Raw genomic sequence first — 15,955 nt, forward strand, 5'->3', positions numbered from 1 at the left:
GCTGGTGCCTGCCCTGCTGCTGTCCGCCGGATCGGCTCACTCCATGCCGCTCCGCGTCGACGGAGCGTGGTCGTAAGCCAGCAGCGTCATGGGGGCGGCCCATCAAGGGGTCGGACGGGCATCGCCGCAGAGGCTCGCCATGGTGGTTCAACTCCCCGCGCTCGACGACGTCCACGGGTTCGTCCTTGCGCTGGAACCACTTCCATCGGGGCATCCAAGTCACCTTCGGTGTCCGTGCATCAGCCTTGCTGCCAGCTACGATCCGGCAGGATCAATACACCTTGCAACACTCTTAGTGAGACGTTCAGACTGAGACGCGACTAGCGGATGGTGATGCAACAGCCGTCTCGCGGCACGGCGAACGACGCATCAGCATGAGACTGGGAGGATGGTGCCGATGACTGAAGCGGGATCGACGGTGCCACGGCGGGAGCTTGGCCGGCTGCTGAGGCAAGCCCGGGAGCAAGCCGGTATCGGCCTGGAAGCTGCGGCCTCTGACCTTGAGTGGTCACGCGCCAAGATGTACCGCATCGAATCAGGGCAGACCCCCGTGCGCGCGCTCGATGTCGACCAGATGTGCCGCCTGTACGGGGCATCACCGGAGATGACCGAAGTCCTCATCAGCCTCGCCAAGGAGTCCAAAAGCAAAGGCTGGTACCACGCCTACGGAGAGGTCATCCCTCGATGGTTCGAGCTGTACGTAGGACTTGAGTCCGCAGCCAACCGGATACGAACCTACGAACACGCCCTGGTGCCCGGCCTGCTGCAGACACCCGACTATGCCGCCGAGGTGGCACGAACTCGACCAGGTGTCAGCGACGAAGAGGTCGCCAAGCTCGTCGGTCTACGGACGGAGCGCCAACGCCTGCTAGTCCGAAAGCGGCCCGCCGCCCCCACTTTGGAAGTGATCATCGAAGAGGCGCTCCTACATGCCAGCGTGCCCGGCATGGCCGGGCAGATCGATCGACTCGTGGAGGCGAGCACCGCACCCAACGTGTCCGTCAGACTCCTACCACTGAGCAAGAGCTTGAGCCAGGCAGCCATCGCTGGCAGCTTCGTCATCCTGGACTTCCCGACGAACGGCGCCCGCTCCGCAGAGCCGACCACCGTCTACAACGAAGGACTCTCCGGAGCCCTCTACATCGACCGCCTAGAAGAGGTACGAGCCTACGCCGAGGTGTGGAACACCCTTATGCATCAAGCCCTGGGTGTTGAGGAGTCCCGCAAACTCATGCAAGAAATCAAGGAGGAGGATCATGACTGACCTGACCGGCGCAACTTGGCGGAAGAGCAGCCGCAGCAGCTCCCAGGGCAACTGCGTGGAAGTCGCAGCCAACATCCCAGGACTCGTCGCCGTTCGAGATAGCAAAGACCAGCACGGGCCGGCGCTGGTCTTCACTCCTGCTCGATGGGCCGCTTTTCTCGGCTTCGCCAGGGCTCCAAGGATCCTTGCCAAAGCCGACGGCAACCCCGCTGCCTACCCCGCCACCACGGACACGGCATGAGCCGACGGCGATACGTGGCACGCGGAGTCCCCGGCGGATACCGAGTCTGGGACAACAAAGCCCGCCGATGATGGGAGACCTCTACCAACTCTGCCCCGACGACCTCCTCACCGAACTCAACGGCGAAGCTCACCCACACAAGATAACAGCACTACTCATGAGGTATCGAGCACTGAAACGCTAACGTCCAAACACTTCGGACACGCGACACTAGTCGCGAGTCCGAAAAGTCGGATGGCCTGGATCCTGCTCTGGTCGCTCCCCGAGTATTGCAGCCACAGTCGGACCGCCGGTGATCACCTCATCGCCGCCGAATGTCAGCGGCTTGCCATTCAGCATCCACACGGGACGTGTAGAGAGTAGCTGTTCTTTGGTCAGAACATAGCGCGGCGCGCCCTCGCTTCGTTCGGCGCTTCGCCAAATCTCAGTGCAGTCCTCTGCAGAGTCCAAGGTAGCAACGAATGACCAAGGGGAACCAAGCCAGCTAGTCAGCTTTTCGAGCTTTCGCAGGTCTGAATCCTTGAGTCCAGCCGACGTCCGCTTGCACTCGCCTGGAATCAGCGAGCCATCTGCGAGAAGAAGCAACACATCGGCGTCGGCTTCCTCTCCATCTTTTCGGATCAGAACACCTGGATATGCCCCGTAAACGGTGTTGGCCTCACGCGTGGAGCCAAGGATCTCTAGAAGAAACCGTGCTGCATACAGATGCGGTAGGCTGTCGTGCTCCACGAGACTAATCATCTGTTCCGACAATCGGTATCTGAACTCGATGCGGTCGGACGGGTAAGGGCGTTGCACGCTCGCACCGCATCGTCGGCAGATGACCGGCGGAGCCACCTGCGCCAAAGGCATCCACGCCGACTTCCGGCACTCTGGGCAGAGCATGGAGATACCGCGATGCACAAGCCGTCGATCTTCCGCCCAGCGGATCCACTCCTTGGCGGCTCGCGCAGATCCAGTCATCGCCGCCCTAATCTGGTGAAAGGTTATCTCGTTCAGTTCTTCATCGGCCTGGGCAACGATACTGAGATCTGAGATTCGCCTCTCCAACTCAGCTCCTCGTCCGCCTGCATCTTCCTTGAAGACTGCGCGAGAGATCTGCGTTGCACGATTCCTGAACCAGGACATGCCGCTTTTCTGTGATTTCTCGTAAAGCAATTCGATGATCTTTGTATCCAAGACTGGCAACATCTCATCCCATCCCCCGATCTGGTGGAGGAACTCAGCAGCTAGATGCCCTGGGATGCTCTGTGTAGCGGTCATCCCTAGGCCGCGGACAGCCTCGGCCAGCACGGTCCAGCCGCTTGGCCATACCACATCGAGGAACTGTTTATCGGTGGTCCGCCTCGCATAGACCCCGCCATGCGAGACACGGTCTGCAAAGAGTTCCCCTACGTTGAGCGACGGAACGATGGGAAGATTCCGGCCTCGGAGCACGAAGCGACTCTCAAACTGGCCCTTCCCGAACGCTGAGGTGAGGTCTGCGATCTCCGTTTTGTCTTGATAGGTCAGAGCGGGTAGGCGGGTGTAGCCCTTATCGAATACTGCGATCTCCGCGCTGTTCCGGGTTAACGGGTATCCCACACGCAGTACGGACGACATTGGAGCTGCGCGGCATCGTTCATCTGTTGCCTCCGCGATCTCGTGTAGCTTCTCTTCGGAGACACTCGCACTCACGAGTGCAACTGTGAGGCGCCGGAAGCCATGATTGTAGAAGTTGCCTGGACGCAAAAGCCGCTTTATGTCTTCAGAGATGCTGGCCGTCAGTGGAAGTGCCGCTGGAACAGATCCGAGGTGACCGTAGGCCGCCCGAAGATTCCATAGAAGACAGAGGTCACTTGCGTCTTGAGGAGTGTATACAACGATCACGTTCTCGTTGAAACTGCGACTTTCGATGTTTGACATTGGAACCAAAGGCTCGCCACTGAAATTTCCGCCACGAGATGGCTGCTGAACACCCCAGCCAAGAGCCGCCAGATGCGTTGGGTTGGTAGTCGAAGACACGCCCTGCGTCCGGGAGATTAAGTCGTCTGGCCCAATATTTTCAGGAACGGCCGTGTCAATGTCATACACGTCCGCAAAAGTGGTACCAGGCACGAGGCTGCTGAGCTGCAGATCTTGTGGACTAGGACTGCTCGGCAATAGACCCAAGCAACCTACATATGCCAGGTGCCAGGGATTATCCTCAGAAACCATCGACGGATCAAAGCATGGAATTCTCCTGTTCACCCCCTTGGGCCTCCTGGCGAGCATGGATATGACCAGTTCGCCAAGGTGTCTTTCGCCATCCCTAATATCCGCCAGCGGAACGGACGGTTCAAAACTTTCTACTACGTCACGAGTGAGGACGGCGTCCACCTGGCTGATGCTTAAGAACTTCTCCCAGTCTGCGGTTAATTGGCCAGATTGCTGGATGGGAATCAGGATGTCCGTCGTGCCGCCCCATCGCGAGCATGTCTGTCGAACGGCCGTGACGGCGTCCGAATAACTGCCACCATCGACCAGTCGCGCGAAGCGCGGAGGGCTGAAATAACGGTCGATAGCATGAGTGCCGCTAATGACCGACTTATCGAGGAGGCTCGGGATGTATCGCGGGTGCATAACAGGGGGCACACAGCCTCCATCGTCCGTTTCGTCGAGGTCACCCGCGAGCATGACGGGAACAGCGCGGGGAGGTCAACAGAGCCGTGCATGAAGACCCGAACGCGGCGCCGTAGGCGGCCGGGCCGCCGGCTCCATAGGGGCCGGCTGCCGCGCCGGACCGGGCCATCGTTTTATATCTATTTTGGGTAGTTTGTTGGTGTGGCGTTGGGTATGGCTTCACAGCAGTTGGACCTGCTGGATCCGGTGAACCGGTTCTGCGATGAGGCGTTACCAGCTAACTCGATCTTCGCGTTCCTGCATGGGCATCGGGAGACGCTGTTCCCGGACGGGTTGATCATCGACCTGTTCGCGGCGGTGGGTCGCCGGTCGGTGTCGCCGTCGGTGGTGGCCACCGTGATGTGCTGCAACGCCTCGAGGGGCTGTCGGACCGGGAGGCGGTGGACCGGTTCACGTTCGACGCCCGCTGGCGTCACGCCGCCGGAGTCGGCGGCTGGGACGGCGCGGGCCGGGTGGGGTTCGCCCACACCGTGCTGGTCGACATGCGGGAACGCACGCAAGTACGCCCACGCCACCACCGCCGAGGCGTTGATTGGCCCGAACGCCAGCAGCCGACCCAGCGTCCTCACCCCGTTCCACTCCTACCTGCGGGTCAGTGCCTGGATCATGCGACCCGGCCACAAACACACCGACGACGACCGCGCTGATCTCGCCGACGCCCGCCGCCGCTGCCCGGACCTCGACACCGTCGCCGGCCTCGCCTGCGGGTTCGTCGCGCTGGTCCGCCACCAAGGCACCGGGCAACACCTCGACGCCTGGATCAACCGCGCCCGCCACGCCGGATACCCCGAAATCCGCAGCTTCGCCGCCGGCCTGGCCAGCGACCGTGACGCCGTCGCCGCCGGCCTCAGCCAGCCCTGGAGCTCAGGCCCCGTCGAAGGCCAGGTCAGCCGCATCAAGACGATCAAGCGACAGATGTATGGCCGCGCGAACCCTCGACCTCCTCCGCAAACGCGTCCTGACTACTTTGTGAGCCATCAACAAGATCAATCACAGAATGTGTGCCAGAGCCAGTTTTCAGGCGGAGCCGACAGCGAGGAGGTACCGATGACGGAGACAGCGGCAACGGAACTGAGTTGGGTCTTCCGCCCGCACCCGTCACGGCCGGCCGACATTTTGATCCTTGCGGGCGTGCCCATACACGCAGTCGACCCGGCCGACGCGGCGGGAGCCGTTTGATCGTGTTGCAAGACGGCAGCCGTGTGCGAGCCGAAAGAGCTGAGATCGTCCCGAGTAGGCGCACCGACCTCACCCCGGCGGGATACACGTGGGCTGCCGACTTGGACTCCATCTGAAGCCGCCGGACGACGGTCCCCGACCGAGATCACCCGAAGGGTATGGCGCTGGCATCCAGCTGGCGCTCGTTGGTAAGGTCCGCAGCCGGGGCAGCAAGGTTGAAGATTCGTGACGGGGACGTGATGGCGGACCGCAGGCGAAATGGAGCGGCAGGCCGAGTGCCGTTCCGTCGGCGGGTGGGAGCCCGTAGCCGAGGCAGCCTTCTACGGTTGCTGACCGCAGCGGGGGCGAGCCCTGCTGTTCGTCACCGGTGGCCGTCGGTTGGGCATCTGTTGTCGCTCGCCCTGCACGGCTCGGACGGTGGGCGGCCAGTCGATGCGGCGGACCTGTCTGGACTTCTCGAGGAGTGCCTAGCCGACGACCCGCGTGTTGGGCAGTACGAGGACTTCCTTCCCGTAGATCCCCGGCTTGTTGTGCTTGGACGCGTTGGCCACGATGCGGTGCGTCTCTTTCCAGGCGCGGTGGAGCGCCCTGTGGCGGACGTCGCGCGGTGGGCCTTGACCGCCGAGGCCGTGGATCCGTATCTCGTTGGTGAACTCGGCTTCGGTGTCAGCCATTTCACCGAGATTGCTCTTCGCTACATCGATCATGCAGTGTCGATGCTGGCGCCAGCGTGGCCGACCGACCCTCGGGCGGGTGAAAACCTGTTGCCGTTGACCACGGAGGAACTGGAGGCGGCGGGCAGGCTGCTCGACTCGGCAGTCCCGCAGGGGCTGCTGGTCTCGCCGGAATACCGGGCGGCGTTGGACTGGGCGACGGCGCCACCGGGCACCCTGAAGTTCGACGTCACCGATCCTGAGAGCTCGTTCGATCGCTTCTTGGCGGTGACCCTGCCCACCTCGGGAAGCCGTGATTACCGCTTCTGGCTGCCGTTAGCCTTTCTGCCAGAAGCCACCGCGAAGGGCGTCGTCACGCTCGCCGGCCGCGCATCTGAGGACCCCGGCAGCGTCCGGCGATTCGCCCAGCTGGCTGCCGATCGCTTGCGCCGAGCGCTTTTCCGGTTCGCCGACGAAGTGATCGGAGCGCCTGACGGCGAGGATGGGCCGCAAGTCACTCCCAACGGCAACATCGTCCAGTGGGTCGCGATGATCGGAGACGGTCGAGCGTTGGCGGTCCAGCTCGTTACCCAGCTTGAGCCCGGACCGTCCAGCTTCAACGGGATGCCCGAGGCGGTTCGCGTGGCGCAAAACGCCCGTGAGCATCCCGGCCAGGCGGTGCGTGTCCGAGTGTCCGGCGGTCATCTCGACCTCGGGACAAACATCGAGGTCGTACCCCTGCTGGTCGTCGCCTCGTCGGGGCACGTGGCTCCGCCACATCAGCCGCCCGGCTTGCCGATCATGTCGCTGGATGACGTGATCTGGGCATCCACTACAGCAGACGAAAAGACAGACCTGTACCTGTTCTGCCGCGAACTCGCCAGCGGCCGAAAGTTATTCGCGTTTGAATCGATCAACATCTGGGAGTGGTGGCGGGCCAACGGCAAGGTGCTGTTTGGTGGCGCTCAGGCCCCTGCCCTGATCTCGATCGAACCCCACTGGGGCCGCGCGGAGTGGCAACGCAGCGCGAACCGCGCCGAACTCGAACGGGCGCTTGCGGCGCTCGACATGTCGCCGATCCGGGACTGGGTCGACGTCGATGACCTTGCCGCGGGACCACCCACGGTCTACGGGTGGTCGTCCTGGTGCGCCCGGCTCCGCGGCGAGGCGGCCTACGATCCTGCGCTGGACGAGACCCTCATGCCGCCGCTCGTCGGCTGGCAGATCCACCTCAGTAGCGTCCCGGTGGCCATCCGCAGCGCCGATGAAACTTGGGCGCCCGACGACAGAGAACGGCTGTCCACCCTGGCCGGATCGATCGCCTATGGCATCGACCAAGTTGCCACGCCGTGGCAGTACGCCCATCAGGGCGTTGACGTCGCCGGATACGTCATCGGTCTTTCCGTAGCTCAGCCCAATTCCGTATCCGGCGCATTGGTGCCTCACTCGATCCAGGTCCAGAGTGTGCAGGTTGAGGCCGGCCCGACCGGCAACATCGTCCGCGTAGTTTTGCTCGTCGACGGTGACCGGCTCGTCGAGGACGCGATCGCGGACAAGGCCTCGGCCGGCCGTGCCATGGCCACCGCGTTCCAAGAGGTGATGGCGCGGGCGGGCGTTGCAGAAGGTCCCGCAACGACAGTTCGGACAGCCTGGGAAGCTGCCACCCCCACGTACGCGGCGGAGATCACGACCTCGCGAACGGCCCGGTCGACGTTGCCGCAGCCCTGGAAGCTCGACGACGCCCTCGTCGCCAGTGCTCACTTGGATGTCGCCAAGGCGGTTCAGCGCGCCGGGGTCGAGCCGGGAACCTACACCGGGGACGAGGCAAAACGACTGGACGGCGACCACTTGGGGCCGGCCGCGTTGGAGCAGCTGACCCGGCTCCTAAACCGGCATGCGTTGAGCGACATCGTCGCGACGGGAATGCGTCAACTCGACCGGGCAGTCGCCGCACGAGAACGAGCCCTCAGCGACATCCGCCGAGCCCGGACGATGCAGCTCGCGTGGGATCCCGATGAGCGTGCCGCCGAGGTCAAGGACGACCATCTGCATCTCCGGCGCTGCAACGAGACGGCGATCGAAGCGGCTCTACGAGCTGAACCCACGGGCTCCGAGCCCGTGGACCAAATCGCCTGGGTGCAGATCCTCGCCGCGGCCTGGTCATACCTCGAGGCGACCAGCCGCAGCGAAGCCATCCACCACCAGCTCAACCCGACCGCGCTAACCATCACGACCGGCTACGAAATCAAGACCACGCCTGACACCTCCGGCACGGCTGCCACCGATACCGCTGGCCAAGGCCGCGTCTACGCCCTGGATCTCGCCGCGTACCGCCGCGCTCGAATGCCCGATCGCCCTAACCTGCCCGACGCGGGCGAGCCTGACCCGACGGATACCCCGGGTGCCGCCGCCGTAGCAGGACTAGTCCCAGAACAGCTGGACACGGCAATGCTGCAAGCCTATGGCGCGTCGGCGGCGGACATCGTGACCGCCCTCGCTGCCCTCGCCCTGTGGCCCGTTCCTGCGGACGGCGACCATCTCGTTCGTGTCGAACGCGACGCCGCAGTCGGGCTCCTTCTCGATACCACAGACCTCGGCGAAATCCCGGGTGGGCCGGACCGGGCGGAGGCGGTTCTCACCATCCTGACCAGCACTGCCTCAGGCCTTCAATCGGCTGACTGGCGGCCATGGCACGCGCGAAGCCGGCAACGTCGCCTTCTTACTCAGCCGCTTGTCGAGCTGCCAACCGGAATCATTCACATCGCTCCCCACTTCTGCTATGCCGCGATTTCCGTCTATCTGAACTACCTCCGGCAAGGCATGCTCCCGTGGAGCAAACCGGAGCCCCCACAGCTCGTCAAACGAGCACTGGATGACATCCGCGATGAACGGAACAAAGACCTCGAAAAAGAGGTCGACGAGCTCCTCTCCAGTTCCGAACCTAGATACATCACCCGCTCGCGCGTTAAGCCGACCGACCCGCAACGACTCGGCGTCCCATCGTTGTCCGGAGAGATCGACACACTCGCCGGGCGACCCGGCTCGCGCATCCTCTGGCTAGTGGAAGTAAAAGACCCGGCCGACGTCTTCGTGACACCCGAGATCCGCCGACACCTCGACACCTTCTTCGTCGGCAGCCGGAAGAAGCACGCCTACTTGACGCAGCTGCAACGGAAACTTGCTGACCTCGCGCCGCATGCCGCCCAGGTCGCGGCCGCGCTCGGTCTGCCGCCGCTACCTGATGAGGCCGGCTACAAGGTGCGGCCACTGTTCGTCACTCGCCATCCCGTGCCTGCCGCATTCGTCGGCGAGCCGACGCCCTTTACTTCAATTGACAAACTTCTCGAGTTCATCACAGACCAGGAACTACGCATGTCGGCCCGGAGGCTGAGGCAACGAATGCTCACCCATCAGAGGAACCTCTAGGTCGCAGCCCTGCGCCATGATTGAAGAGTTCTTATGCCGTAACCTCAGCTCCACCAGCCAAAACACCGCCATTTGATCTAGCGCCTCGCGGCTTTGGGGGCGCCGCATAGAACAACGGCCTCCGCCGGGCGTATTGCAGACGTACAGTAGCCCGAGCAGAACGAGGCTGCCCCGGGCCTCGTGGGGTGCGCCGATCAGCTCCGGCGGCCGAGAAGCCCTGCGCCGAGGTTGTGGGCGGTTTTGGGTCTGTTCGCACCGCTCGCTGGCGACGACAGGGAATGGTTTCTTGAATATCATCCGCGTCGGCATTTCTTGGCTGCCAGCACGGTCTTCTGCTGGTCCCTGGTCGCAGGCGGTGCTGCTGGTTGCCAAGGCCGGAGACTGGAGGCGGTGGTACGAGTAGGCGAATCCCGATCGCCGAGGTCGCCTATGAGGGTTGGCTTGCCATCGAGGGGCAGGGGTTTGATCCGCAGTGGGCGTCCGCGAATGGGAGTGGTCGGGCGTGAGCGGCGGAGGGTCTCGCTCCTGCGTGGCCGGTGTCCTCGTTGTTCTGGCATGGCGGGGACGGAGCGCCGTACACCGATCGTGGTGGTGCGAGACCGAGGGCCCCCCATAACGGCGAGGGCCGACCGTAGGCGGGTGACCGCACTGACTGTATTGATTCACGAGTGGTGGTCGGGTGACCGGAGTCGCAGCGCCGATGCTGCTCCCGGTCAGCCCGGCGGCACTGCGGCGGGTGACCCACGATGAGCCGGATAGGGCATACGTCGGCGTGTCGTGCTACCGGAGCAGGCCTGCTTGCGCAGGCTGTGCTGGCCCTGATTGCGTCTCCGGGAGTACTACCGTCAGGAGTGTGAGGAAGCGTGCTGCACGGTATGAGCCGCTGACGGTGGCGCGGTTGGGTGCCCTGCTCGTCGGGGCCGATGGGACGCGACGGTGGCGGTTGGTGGCGGAGTTCCTGGAGGAGTGCCGATGGGACGAGTTTCCCCGTTTTGATGAAGCGGGTGCCGTTACAGTCGGCGTCAGGTGATACGGCGCATCACCTGATGGACAGCCTTGACCGCCATGGTCCGCAGCTCCGGCGTTCGCACCACTTTGCCGACGACAATGGCTCCCGCGACGGCGGTTGTCGCTACGGCCGGGCCGTGCTCGATGACCTTCTCCGTCGCGGCTTGCTGCCACGGCTGTGCCTGCCACAGCTCGCCAGGTCCCGCATCGATACCGACCAGCCCATACAGATCTGTGACCAGCGCGGACAGCCGGTTACTAGCGTCGATGACCGCCGGCGACTTCCACGGGTGCCTGAAGACGTTCGCATTGGCGGTGCCGACAACGGTGTCCATCCGCGCCCGTAGCGCTGTGGTGCGCTCAAGGATGTGGTCAAGCTGCTTGCGCCGGTCGGCGCGGACACCGGCGCGGTAGGCGTCGACCCGGTCGGGGGTTTCCCGGCGCACCTGGTCAAGTTCGATCACGTTGAGGCCGTCTTCTAGCTGGAACGACCGGGCGATCACGACCAGCCACCGGTGTGCTTCACGTTCGGTCTTGCTGGCTTCCTCCGCGAGAGTCGCGATTCGGGTTTGGCTCTCCAGCTTCTTCACGATCCGTTCGAGCTGACCGAGGGCGTACCCGCGCGCGGTCCTGATCGTCTCGTACCCGCCTTGCACGGTGGACCACAGTGTCCCCGACACCTCTATTGTCTTTTCCCGGATTGTCATCGTCCGGTCGATCGTCGAACCGATGCTGTACATGGCGGCCAGCTCGCGGATCTCCTGGTTAGCGAGGATGTCGGTGACACCGGAGTCGATCCGCAACAGATAGGCGGTGATCCGCGCCATCTGTTGCTGGGCCGCGAGCTGCGAGATGATCCCGGCGACGCCCGCGACCGCCGCCGGGTTCAGCAACGACCCCGGCTCTTTCGCGAACTGCACGTACGTGCGGATACGACCCTTGACGCCTTTGATCACGCCGGTCGGTGCGCCCGTCCCGAAGTCAGCGCGCAAGCCGAACTTCTCACACAGCGCCGCCGAGTCCTCGGTTAGTTGAACCCACCGAAATGCGCCCGCTGCGATCTCCGTGCCCTCAGCGACGATCGCGGCCCCGGCCCCCAGGATCGCGTTGGCCTGCTCGCGGAAGTCCTGCGATTCGGTCCACCAGCCGTTTTCGACAAGGAACAGCTCGACGGCTTGCGCCTTACCGATGACTGCCAGGCCGTGACCGTCACTTATCAACTGAATGGCGTCGTCCATCCCTGGCCTTTCGATCTGCTACCGCCGTTGAGGTTAGTCGGACTGCTCCACCCGTGAACGCGGCGCCTCGCCACCGACGTGGCTACGTGAGTTCGGTGATGCCGTACAGGAATCGCAGCCGATGTCCGGTTGTGTCACTGAGGTTCCACGGGAGATTGGCCCGGGAGGGCTGGTCCAGCCCTGGGTGGTATCCAGGCACGCCGGTTAGCGGAGTGCGGAGCATGATCTGGTCGAGTGCGCTCAGGCAGGCGGGGAACAGCTTGTTGATGAGCTGTCGGCCCTCGAATATGAGCGTGCCTTCGAGCGGGTCGGCGGGCCGGGGCGCGCCGGTCCGCCGCACGGTGACGCTGTAACGGCCGGTGCCAGGCAGCCATTTCGCCGCGGTGGCGCCGCCGGGCGGCTGGACGCGGATCCCGAGATCGGCGGCGTCCCATCCGGTGTGCCCTTCGCGGAGGAAGCCACGGAGGTCGTCCTGGGTTCCGCTCTCCACGGTGACGTAGAACCTCTGTCTCTCCCTGGTCAGGTCGAGCGCCTCGTTATGGACGCTGTTGCGTAGCCATCGCAGGACCTGGAAGGCGCGCTGCATCTCGGTGCCGGCCGCAGTGGCATCGTAGAGGTCTTCCGCGATCGGCTCGAGCCGCTTTTGCCAACCGTTGCTCTTGGTGTACTGCCAGCCGACGCTTCGTCCGCCGTTCATGCCGAGCAGCAGATCGGTGATCCGGGCGGCGACATCGAAGGCGCCGACGAGGGAGAACAGCAGGGAATCCAGTTCGCAGAGCAGTTCCTCCGGCTCGAACCCGGCCATGGTCGCTGCAAGCGCGAACACGCTGTCGCGGAACTGGAAGGCCCGCGAGACGCGGGTCAGCAGCGTCTTGTTGAGGTTCTCGATCCGCAGGTCACCGCCGGAGCGGTCGTGCCAGGCCCGTCCGGCCTGGTTCCACCGTTCGAAGGCAGGCATGGCCGTATACGCGCCACTGCTGCGCATCGCCGTGGGATGCCACTCGGCAACGGCGCCGCCGACGATCACCGGCTGGCGATGCCAACGTAGGTAGAGGCCGATCAGCGCGAGTGCCTCCGCTGATGAGACCAGGGGTGCCAGGAAGTCACCGTGCGGCCGGCCGCGTTCGGCGAGCAGCCACTCCCGGTCGGTTACGATAAGGTCGGCTTCCAGCACGGCACCGACCCGATAGAGCAGCGCCGCCTGCAGACCCTCATCCAGCGTGATGGCATGCTGTGACGCGAACGCGGCGCCTTCCTCGACAGCCTCTCCGTAGTAGCCAATCCCGGTGTAGCGCTTCCCGCGATCCGTCTTGACCTCGAACGACAACGAATCCGGATCGAGCGGTTCTGGTTCGCCGAGGACCACGTCACCGACCTCGGTGAGGTCCTCACTTATCCGCAGGATCTCAAGCCTGGGATGGGTGAAGTAGCTGCGCAGGACCGTCGCTGCGTCGGGGTAGCCGGTGCTGCCGCCGGGCAGGAACGGGTAGCCGTGGTAGTCGCCGGCACCGTCAACCGGCCCGGCGACCAGCGGTGCGTCTATCAGAATCCGCAGCCGCGTCGCCTGCGCTCGGTCGAAGGGGTTCGGCGAGCGGGACGACCGCAGGACCGGCGGCGCGTACAGCGGAAGCGGCATCCGACCACTAAAGCACCACACTTCTGCGGCAGCGACCGAGAACCGCCCTCCGACGAGGGCTGAGCCGCACTGAGGCAGGCAACCCCTCCGTTCGGCCAAGTCGCCGCAGTGGCCGAACGGATTTCGATGTTGGTCGCCGGCAACAAGGCCGGAGACTGGACGCGGTGGTACGAGAACGCGATCCCGATCGCCGAGGTCGCCTACGAGGGTTGGCTAGCCTTCGAGAGGAAACGGAGGGAGGGCTGATGGTCGACTTCCATGACTGGGACGACATCCGCGCCGAGTTGCACGATGGGGACGACGACGCGCTCGACGCCGAACGCGCCCGGACCGAGGCGTGGGTCAGCGCGTTCCACCTCGCCGAGGAGCGCAAGCGTCTCGGTCTCACCCAGCGGCAGGTGGCCGAGCTGATGGGAGTCACGCCCGGTCGGGTGAGCCAGATCGAAAACGGCGACCTGGACGCCAACGAGGTGGCGACCCTTAGCCGGTACGCACGAGCGCTCGGCGCCCGGATGCGGATCATCTTCGACTACGGCAGCGACCTCCGTCAGATCGCCTGATCCCCGCGAGCCTCAGCCGACATCACATACGACGAGGCGAGTCGTTCCGCGAACCGCACCGGTCGGCAAGCCGAGGTCATCGAGCACCGTTCCGCGCCCGCAGGCTGGGCAGATCTAGGGGCAGCGGGTCGCCGGCGATCGTGGCGGTGTGGTTCGCATGGTGGCACCTCCGCCCCACTCTCACACAGCGCAGCGGCCCTTTACGGGATCGCTCGCCTCGTCGGCACGGCTCGTACGACAGCGAAGTGCAGCAGCCGTGCCAGCCGAACCGGGCCGAGAAGCGCGCCGGCAATCCGGATGTGGCTGGTCCCGCCCCAGACGAACGCGTCCGGGGCGGGACCAGTTGTGACGAGCATGCTCCGGGGCACGAACGCAGCTCCTGGAGTCGGTGTGAGCGAGACCCCGTCAACCCCCGTTCCGGCGGCTTCCCTCTCGTGCCGTGTTCGCCCGTCGACTCAGATTCTTCGTCGTTTCGTGGTAGCGATGTTGATGATCCGTGCCTCCAGGGTGACGCCCTGTGCCAATTCGCGCGGATCAGTTCCTTGGGGTAGGGGGAACCCCCTGATCCGCTGGGCTCGACTCGGGCCGAGGCGGATCCTCCGGAGCAGTCGCGCACCACGGCGACGCGGACGTGACGCGGTACGAACGTGAGCTGGGCGTACCTCGGTAGCTGCCACTCGGGCGGTTCGGTCAGGGTCCGACCGGCTCTGGTGTGCGGGTCAGCCCTCGCCCCTTCTTGACATGTTCGAGGAGCTCGATCAGGACCTCCTTGGCCGATTGGCGCTGGCGGGCGTCACAGAGCATGACGGGAACGCCTGGATCAAGGTCGAGGGCCTTGCGCACTTCGTCCAAGCCGTAGCGGCGGGCGTTGTCGAAGCAGTTCACGGCGACGACGAAGGGCAGCCGCCGCCGTTCGAAGTAGTCGATCGACGGGAAGCAATCATCCAGTCGACGGGTGTCGGCGAGGACGACCGCGCCCAGGGCACCGAGCGACAGTTCGTCCCAGACGAACCAGAAGCGGTCCTGGCCTGGCGTGCCGAAAAGATACAGCACAAGGTTCTCGTTGATGGTGATGCGGCCGAAGTCCATGGCGACGGTCGTCGTCGACTTGGCCTCGACTCCGGAGGTGTTGTCGACACCGATGCCCTGCTCGGTGAGGATTTCCTCCGTCTGCAGGGGCGCGGATTCACTGACCGCGCCGACCATGGTCGTTTTACCGACGCCGAAGCCTCCGGCGATGAGGATCTTGACGGCGGTCGGGAGGTGCGGTCGGCCCTCCCGGTCAGAGTGCACGGAGTCCATGGATGAGCGCCTCGAATACGCGGTCGTCGGGAAGGTTGGCGGCCTGGTGGGGCTCGTTGACCCTCACGAGCCCGCGTTCGATCAGTCCGTCGAGCAGGACGCGGACCGTGCCGAGTGGCAGGCCGAGGTGCGCGGCGCACTCTGCCAACGCGAGTGGACGTTGGCAGAGTGCGATGAGTGTCGCCTGCTCGGGCGCAACGTCTGGCGGCGGTATCAACGTGGTCGCGATCACGATCGCGACCACGTTGAAGGTGTTGGCCGCTTTGGCCCGCCCGCCGGTCATGGCATACGGACGGACCACAGGACCGGCATCGTCGTCTAACCAAAGATCGTCTGCGCCGGGCTTCGTCATGGCGGCCCCTAGCTGTCGGTAGTGTTCCGAGTGGGTGACGTGAGGAACTTGTGGGCTCGACTCACGACCATGGTCATCTCGTACGCGACGATTCCGACATCGGCGTCGTCGGTGGCGAGCACGGACAGGCAGGCGCCGGTGCCGGCTGCCATGACGAACAGAAATGACGACTGCATCTCGATGATGGTCTGCCGTGCAGGTCCGCCACCGAACCGCTTCCCCGCCCCCTTGGCTAGGCTTTGAATGCCCGATGCCATCGCGGCCAGGTGCTCCGCGTCGTCGCGGGGAAGCCCTGTGGAGCGGGCCAGGAGCAGGCCGTCCACGGACAGCACGACGGCATGTTCTGCCTGCTTGACGCGCCCGACCAGATCGTCGAGCAACCAGGTCAGATCAGACCCTGCAGAGATCGGCTGCTGCACTTGCCCGTTCCTCTTC

At 64.5% G+C, this 15,955-nt stretch carries 10 protein-coding genes and 1 pseudogene; 5 read left to right on the top strand and 6 right to left on the bottom strand.

All coding sequences use genetic code 11. The features are described 5' to 3' along the window. Positions 1-397 precede the first annotated feature (397 nt). Positions 398-1,264: a helix-turn-helix domain-containing protein gene (locus ACIBMZ_RS08810; RefSeq protein WP_396692007.1), complete on the top strand. Its 867-nt coding sequence runs from the start codon at positions 398-400 to the stop codon at positions 1,262-1,264. After that, positions 1,257-1,436 (top strand): annotated as a pseudogene (locus tag ACIBMZ_RS08815) (DUF397 domain-containing protein); the annotation flags it as partial. The gene ACIBMZ_RS08810 and the pseudogene ACIBMZ_RS08815, both read left to right, overlap by 8 nt. 279 nt (positions 1,437-1,715) lie before the next feature. On the opposite strand, the gene ACIBMZ_RS08820 reads toward ACIBMZ_RS08815, so the two are convergent. Further along, positions 1,716-4,160 carry a hypothetical protein gene (locus tag ACIBMZ_RS08820; protein ID WP_396692008.1) on the bottom strand — a complete coding sequence of 815 codons (2,445 nt, stop codon included), beginning with the start codon at positions 4,158-4,160 and terminating at the stop codon, positions 1,716-1,718. Positions 4,161-4,319: 159 nt separating this feature from the next. On the opposite strand from ACIBMZ_RS08820, the gene ACIBMZ_RS08825 reads away from it, so the two are divergent. Both ACIBMZ_RS08825 and ACIBMZ_RS08830 read left to right on the top strand, forming a co-directional pair. Beyond that, positions 4,320-5,345 carry a transposase gene (locus ACIBMZ_RS08825; RefSeq protein WP_396692009.1) on the top strand — a complete coding sequence of 342 codons (1,026 nt, stop codon included), beginning with the start codon at positions 4,320-4,322 and terminating at the stop codon, positions 5,343-5,345. A 590-nt stretch (positions 5,346-5,935) separates the two neighbouring features. Next, positions 5,936-9,424 (top strand): hypothetical protein, encoded by a 3,489-nt coding sequence (locus ACIBMZ_RS08830; RefSeq protein ID WP_396692010.1) that lies wholly within the window; start codon positions 5,936-5,938, stop codon positions 9,422-9,424. 1,022 nt (positions 9,425-10,446) lie between these two features. Here the strand turns inward: ACIBMZ_RS08830 and ACIBMZ_RS08835 are convergent. Continuing rightward, entirely contained in the window at positions 10,447-11,670 is a 1,224-nt protein-coding gene (locus ACIBMZ_RS08835; RefSeq protein WP_396692011.1) for a hypothetical protein, read from the bottom strand. An 82-nt stretch (positions 11,671-11,752) separates the two neighbouring features. Then, positions 11,753-13,306 carry a hypothetical protein gene (locus ACIBMZ_RS08840; protein ID WP_396692012.1) on the bottom strand — a complete coding sequence of 518 codons (1,554 nt, stop codon included), beginning with the start codon at positions 13,304-13,306 and terminating at the stop codon, positions 11,753-11,755. 245 nt (positions 13,307-13,551) lie between these two features. Between ACIBMZ_RS08840 and ACIBMZ_RS08845 the strand changes: the two genes are divergently transcribed. Continuing rightward, positions 13,552-13,866: a transcriptional regulator gene (locus ACIBMZ_RS08845; RefSeq protein ID WP_132405216.1), complete on the top strand. Its 315-nt coding sequence runs from the start codon at positions 13,552-13,554 to the stop codon at positions 13,864-13,866. A 690-nt stretch (positions 13,867-14,556) separates the two neighbouring features. Here the strand turns inward: ACIBMZ_RS08845 and ACIBMZ_RS08850 are convergent. From ACIBMZ_RS08850 to ACIBMZ_RS08860, 3 genes are read right to left on the bottom strand one after another with little or no spacing between them, the layout of a single operon-like run. Further along, a complete protein-coding gene (locus ACIBMZ_RS08850) occupies positions 14,557-15,168 on the bottom strand; it encodes a GTP-binding protein (protein WP_396692013.1) in 612 nt (203 codons plus the stop codon). Further along, positions 15,149-15,520, bottom strand: a complete 372-nt coding sequence (locus tag ACIBMZ_RS08855) for a DUF742 domain-containing protein (protein ID WP_396692014.1) — start codon at positions 15,518-15,520, stop codon at positions 15,149-15,151. Before ACIBMZ_RS08855 ends, ACIBMZ_RS08850 begins: the two co-directional genes overlap by 20 nt. An 8-nt stretch (positions 15,521-15,528) precedes the next feature. Continuing rightward, entirely contained in the window at positions 15,529-15,939 is a 411-nt protein-coding gene (locus ACIBMZ_RS08860; protein WP_396692015.1) for a roadblock/LC7 domain-containing protein, read from the bottom strand. Positions 15,940-15,955: the final 16 nt, after the last annotated feature.

Source organism: Micromonospora sp. NPDC049900, from assembly GCF_044461025.1.
Classification (GTDB): domain Bacteria; phylum Actinomycetota; class Actinomycetes; order Mycobacteriales; family Micromonosporaceae; genus Micromonospora.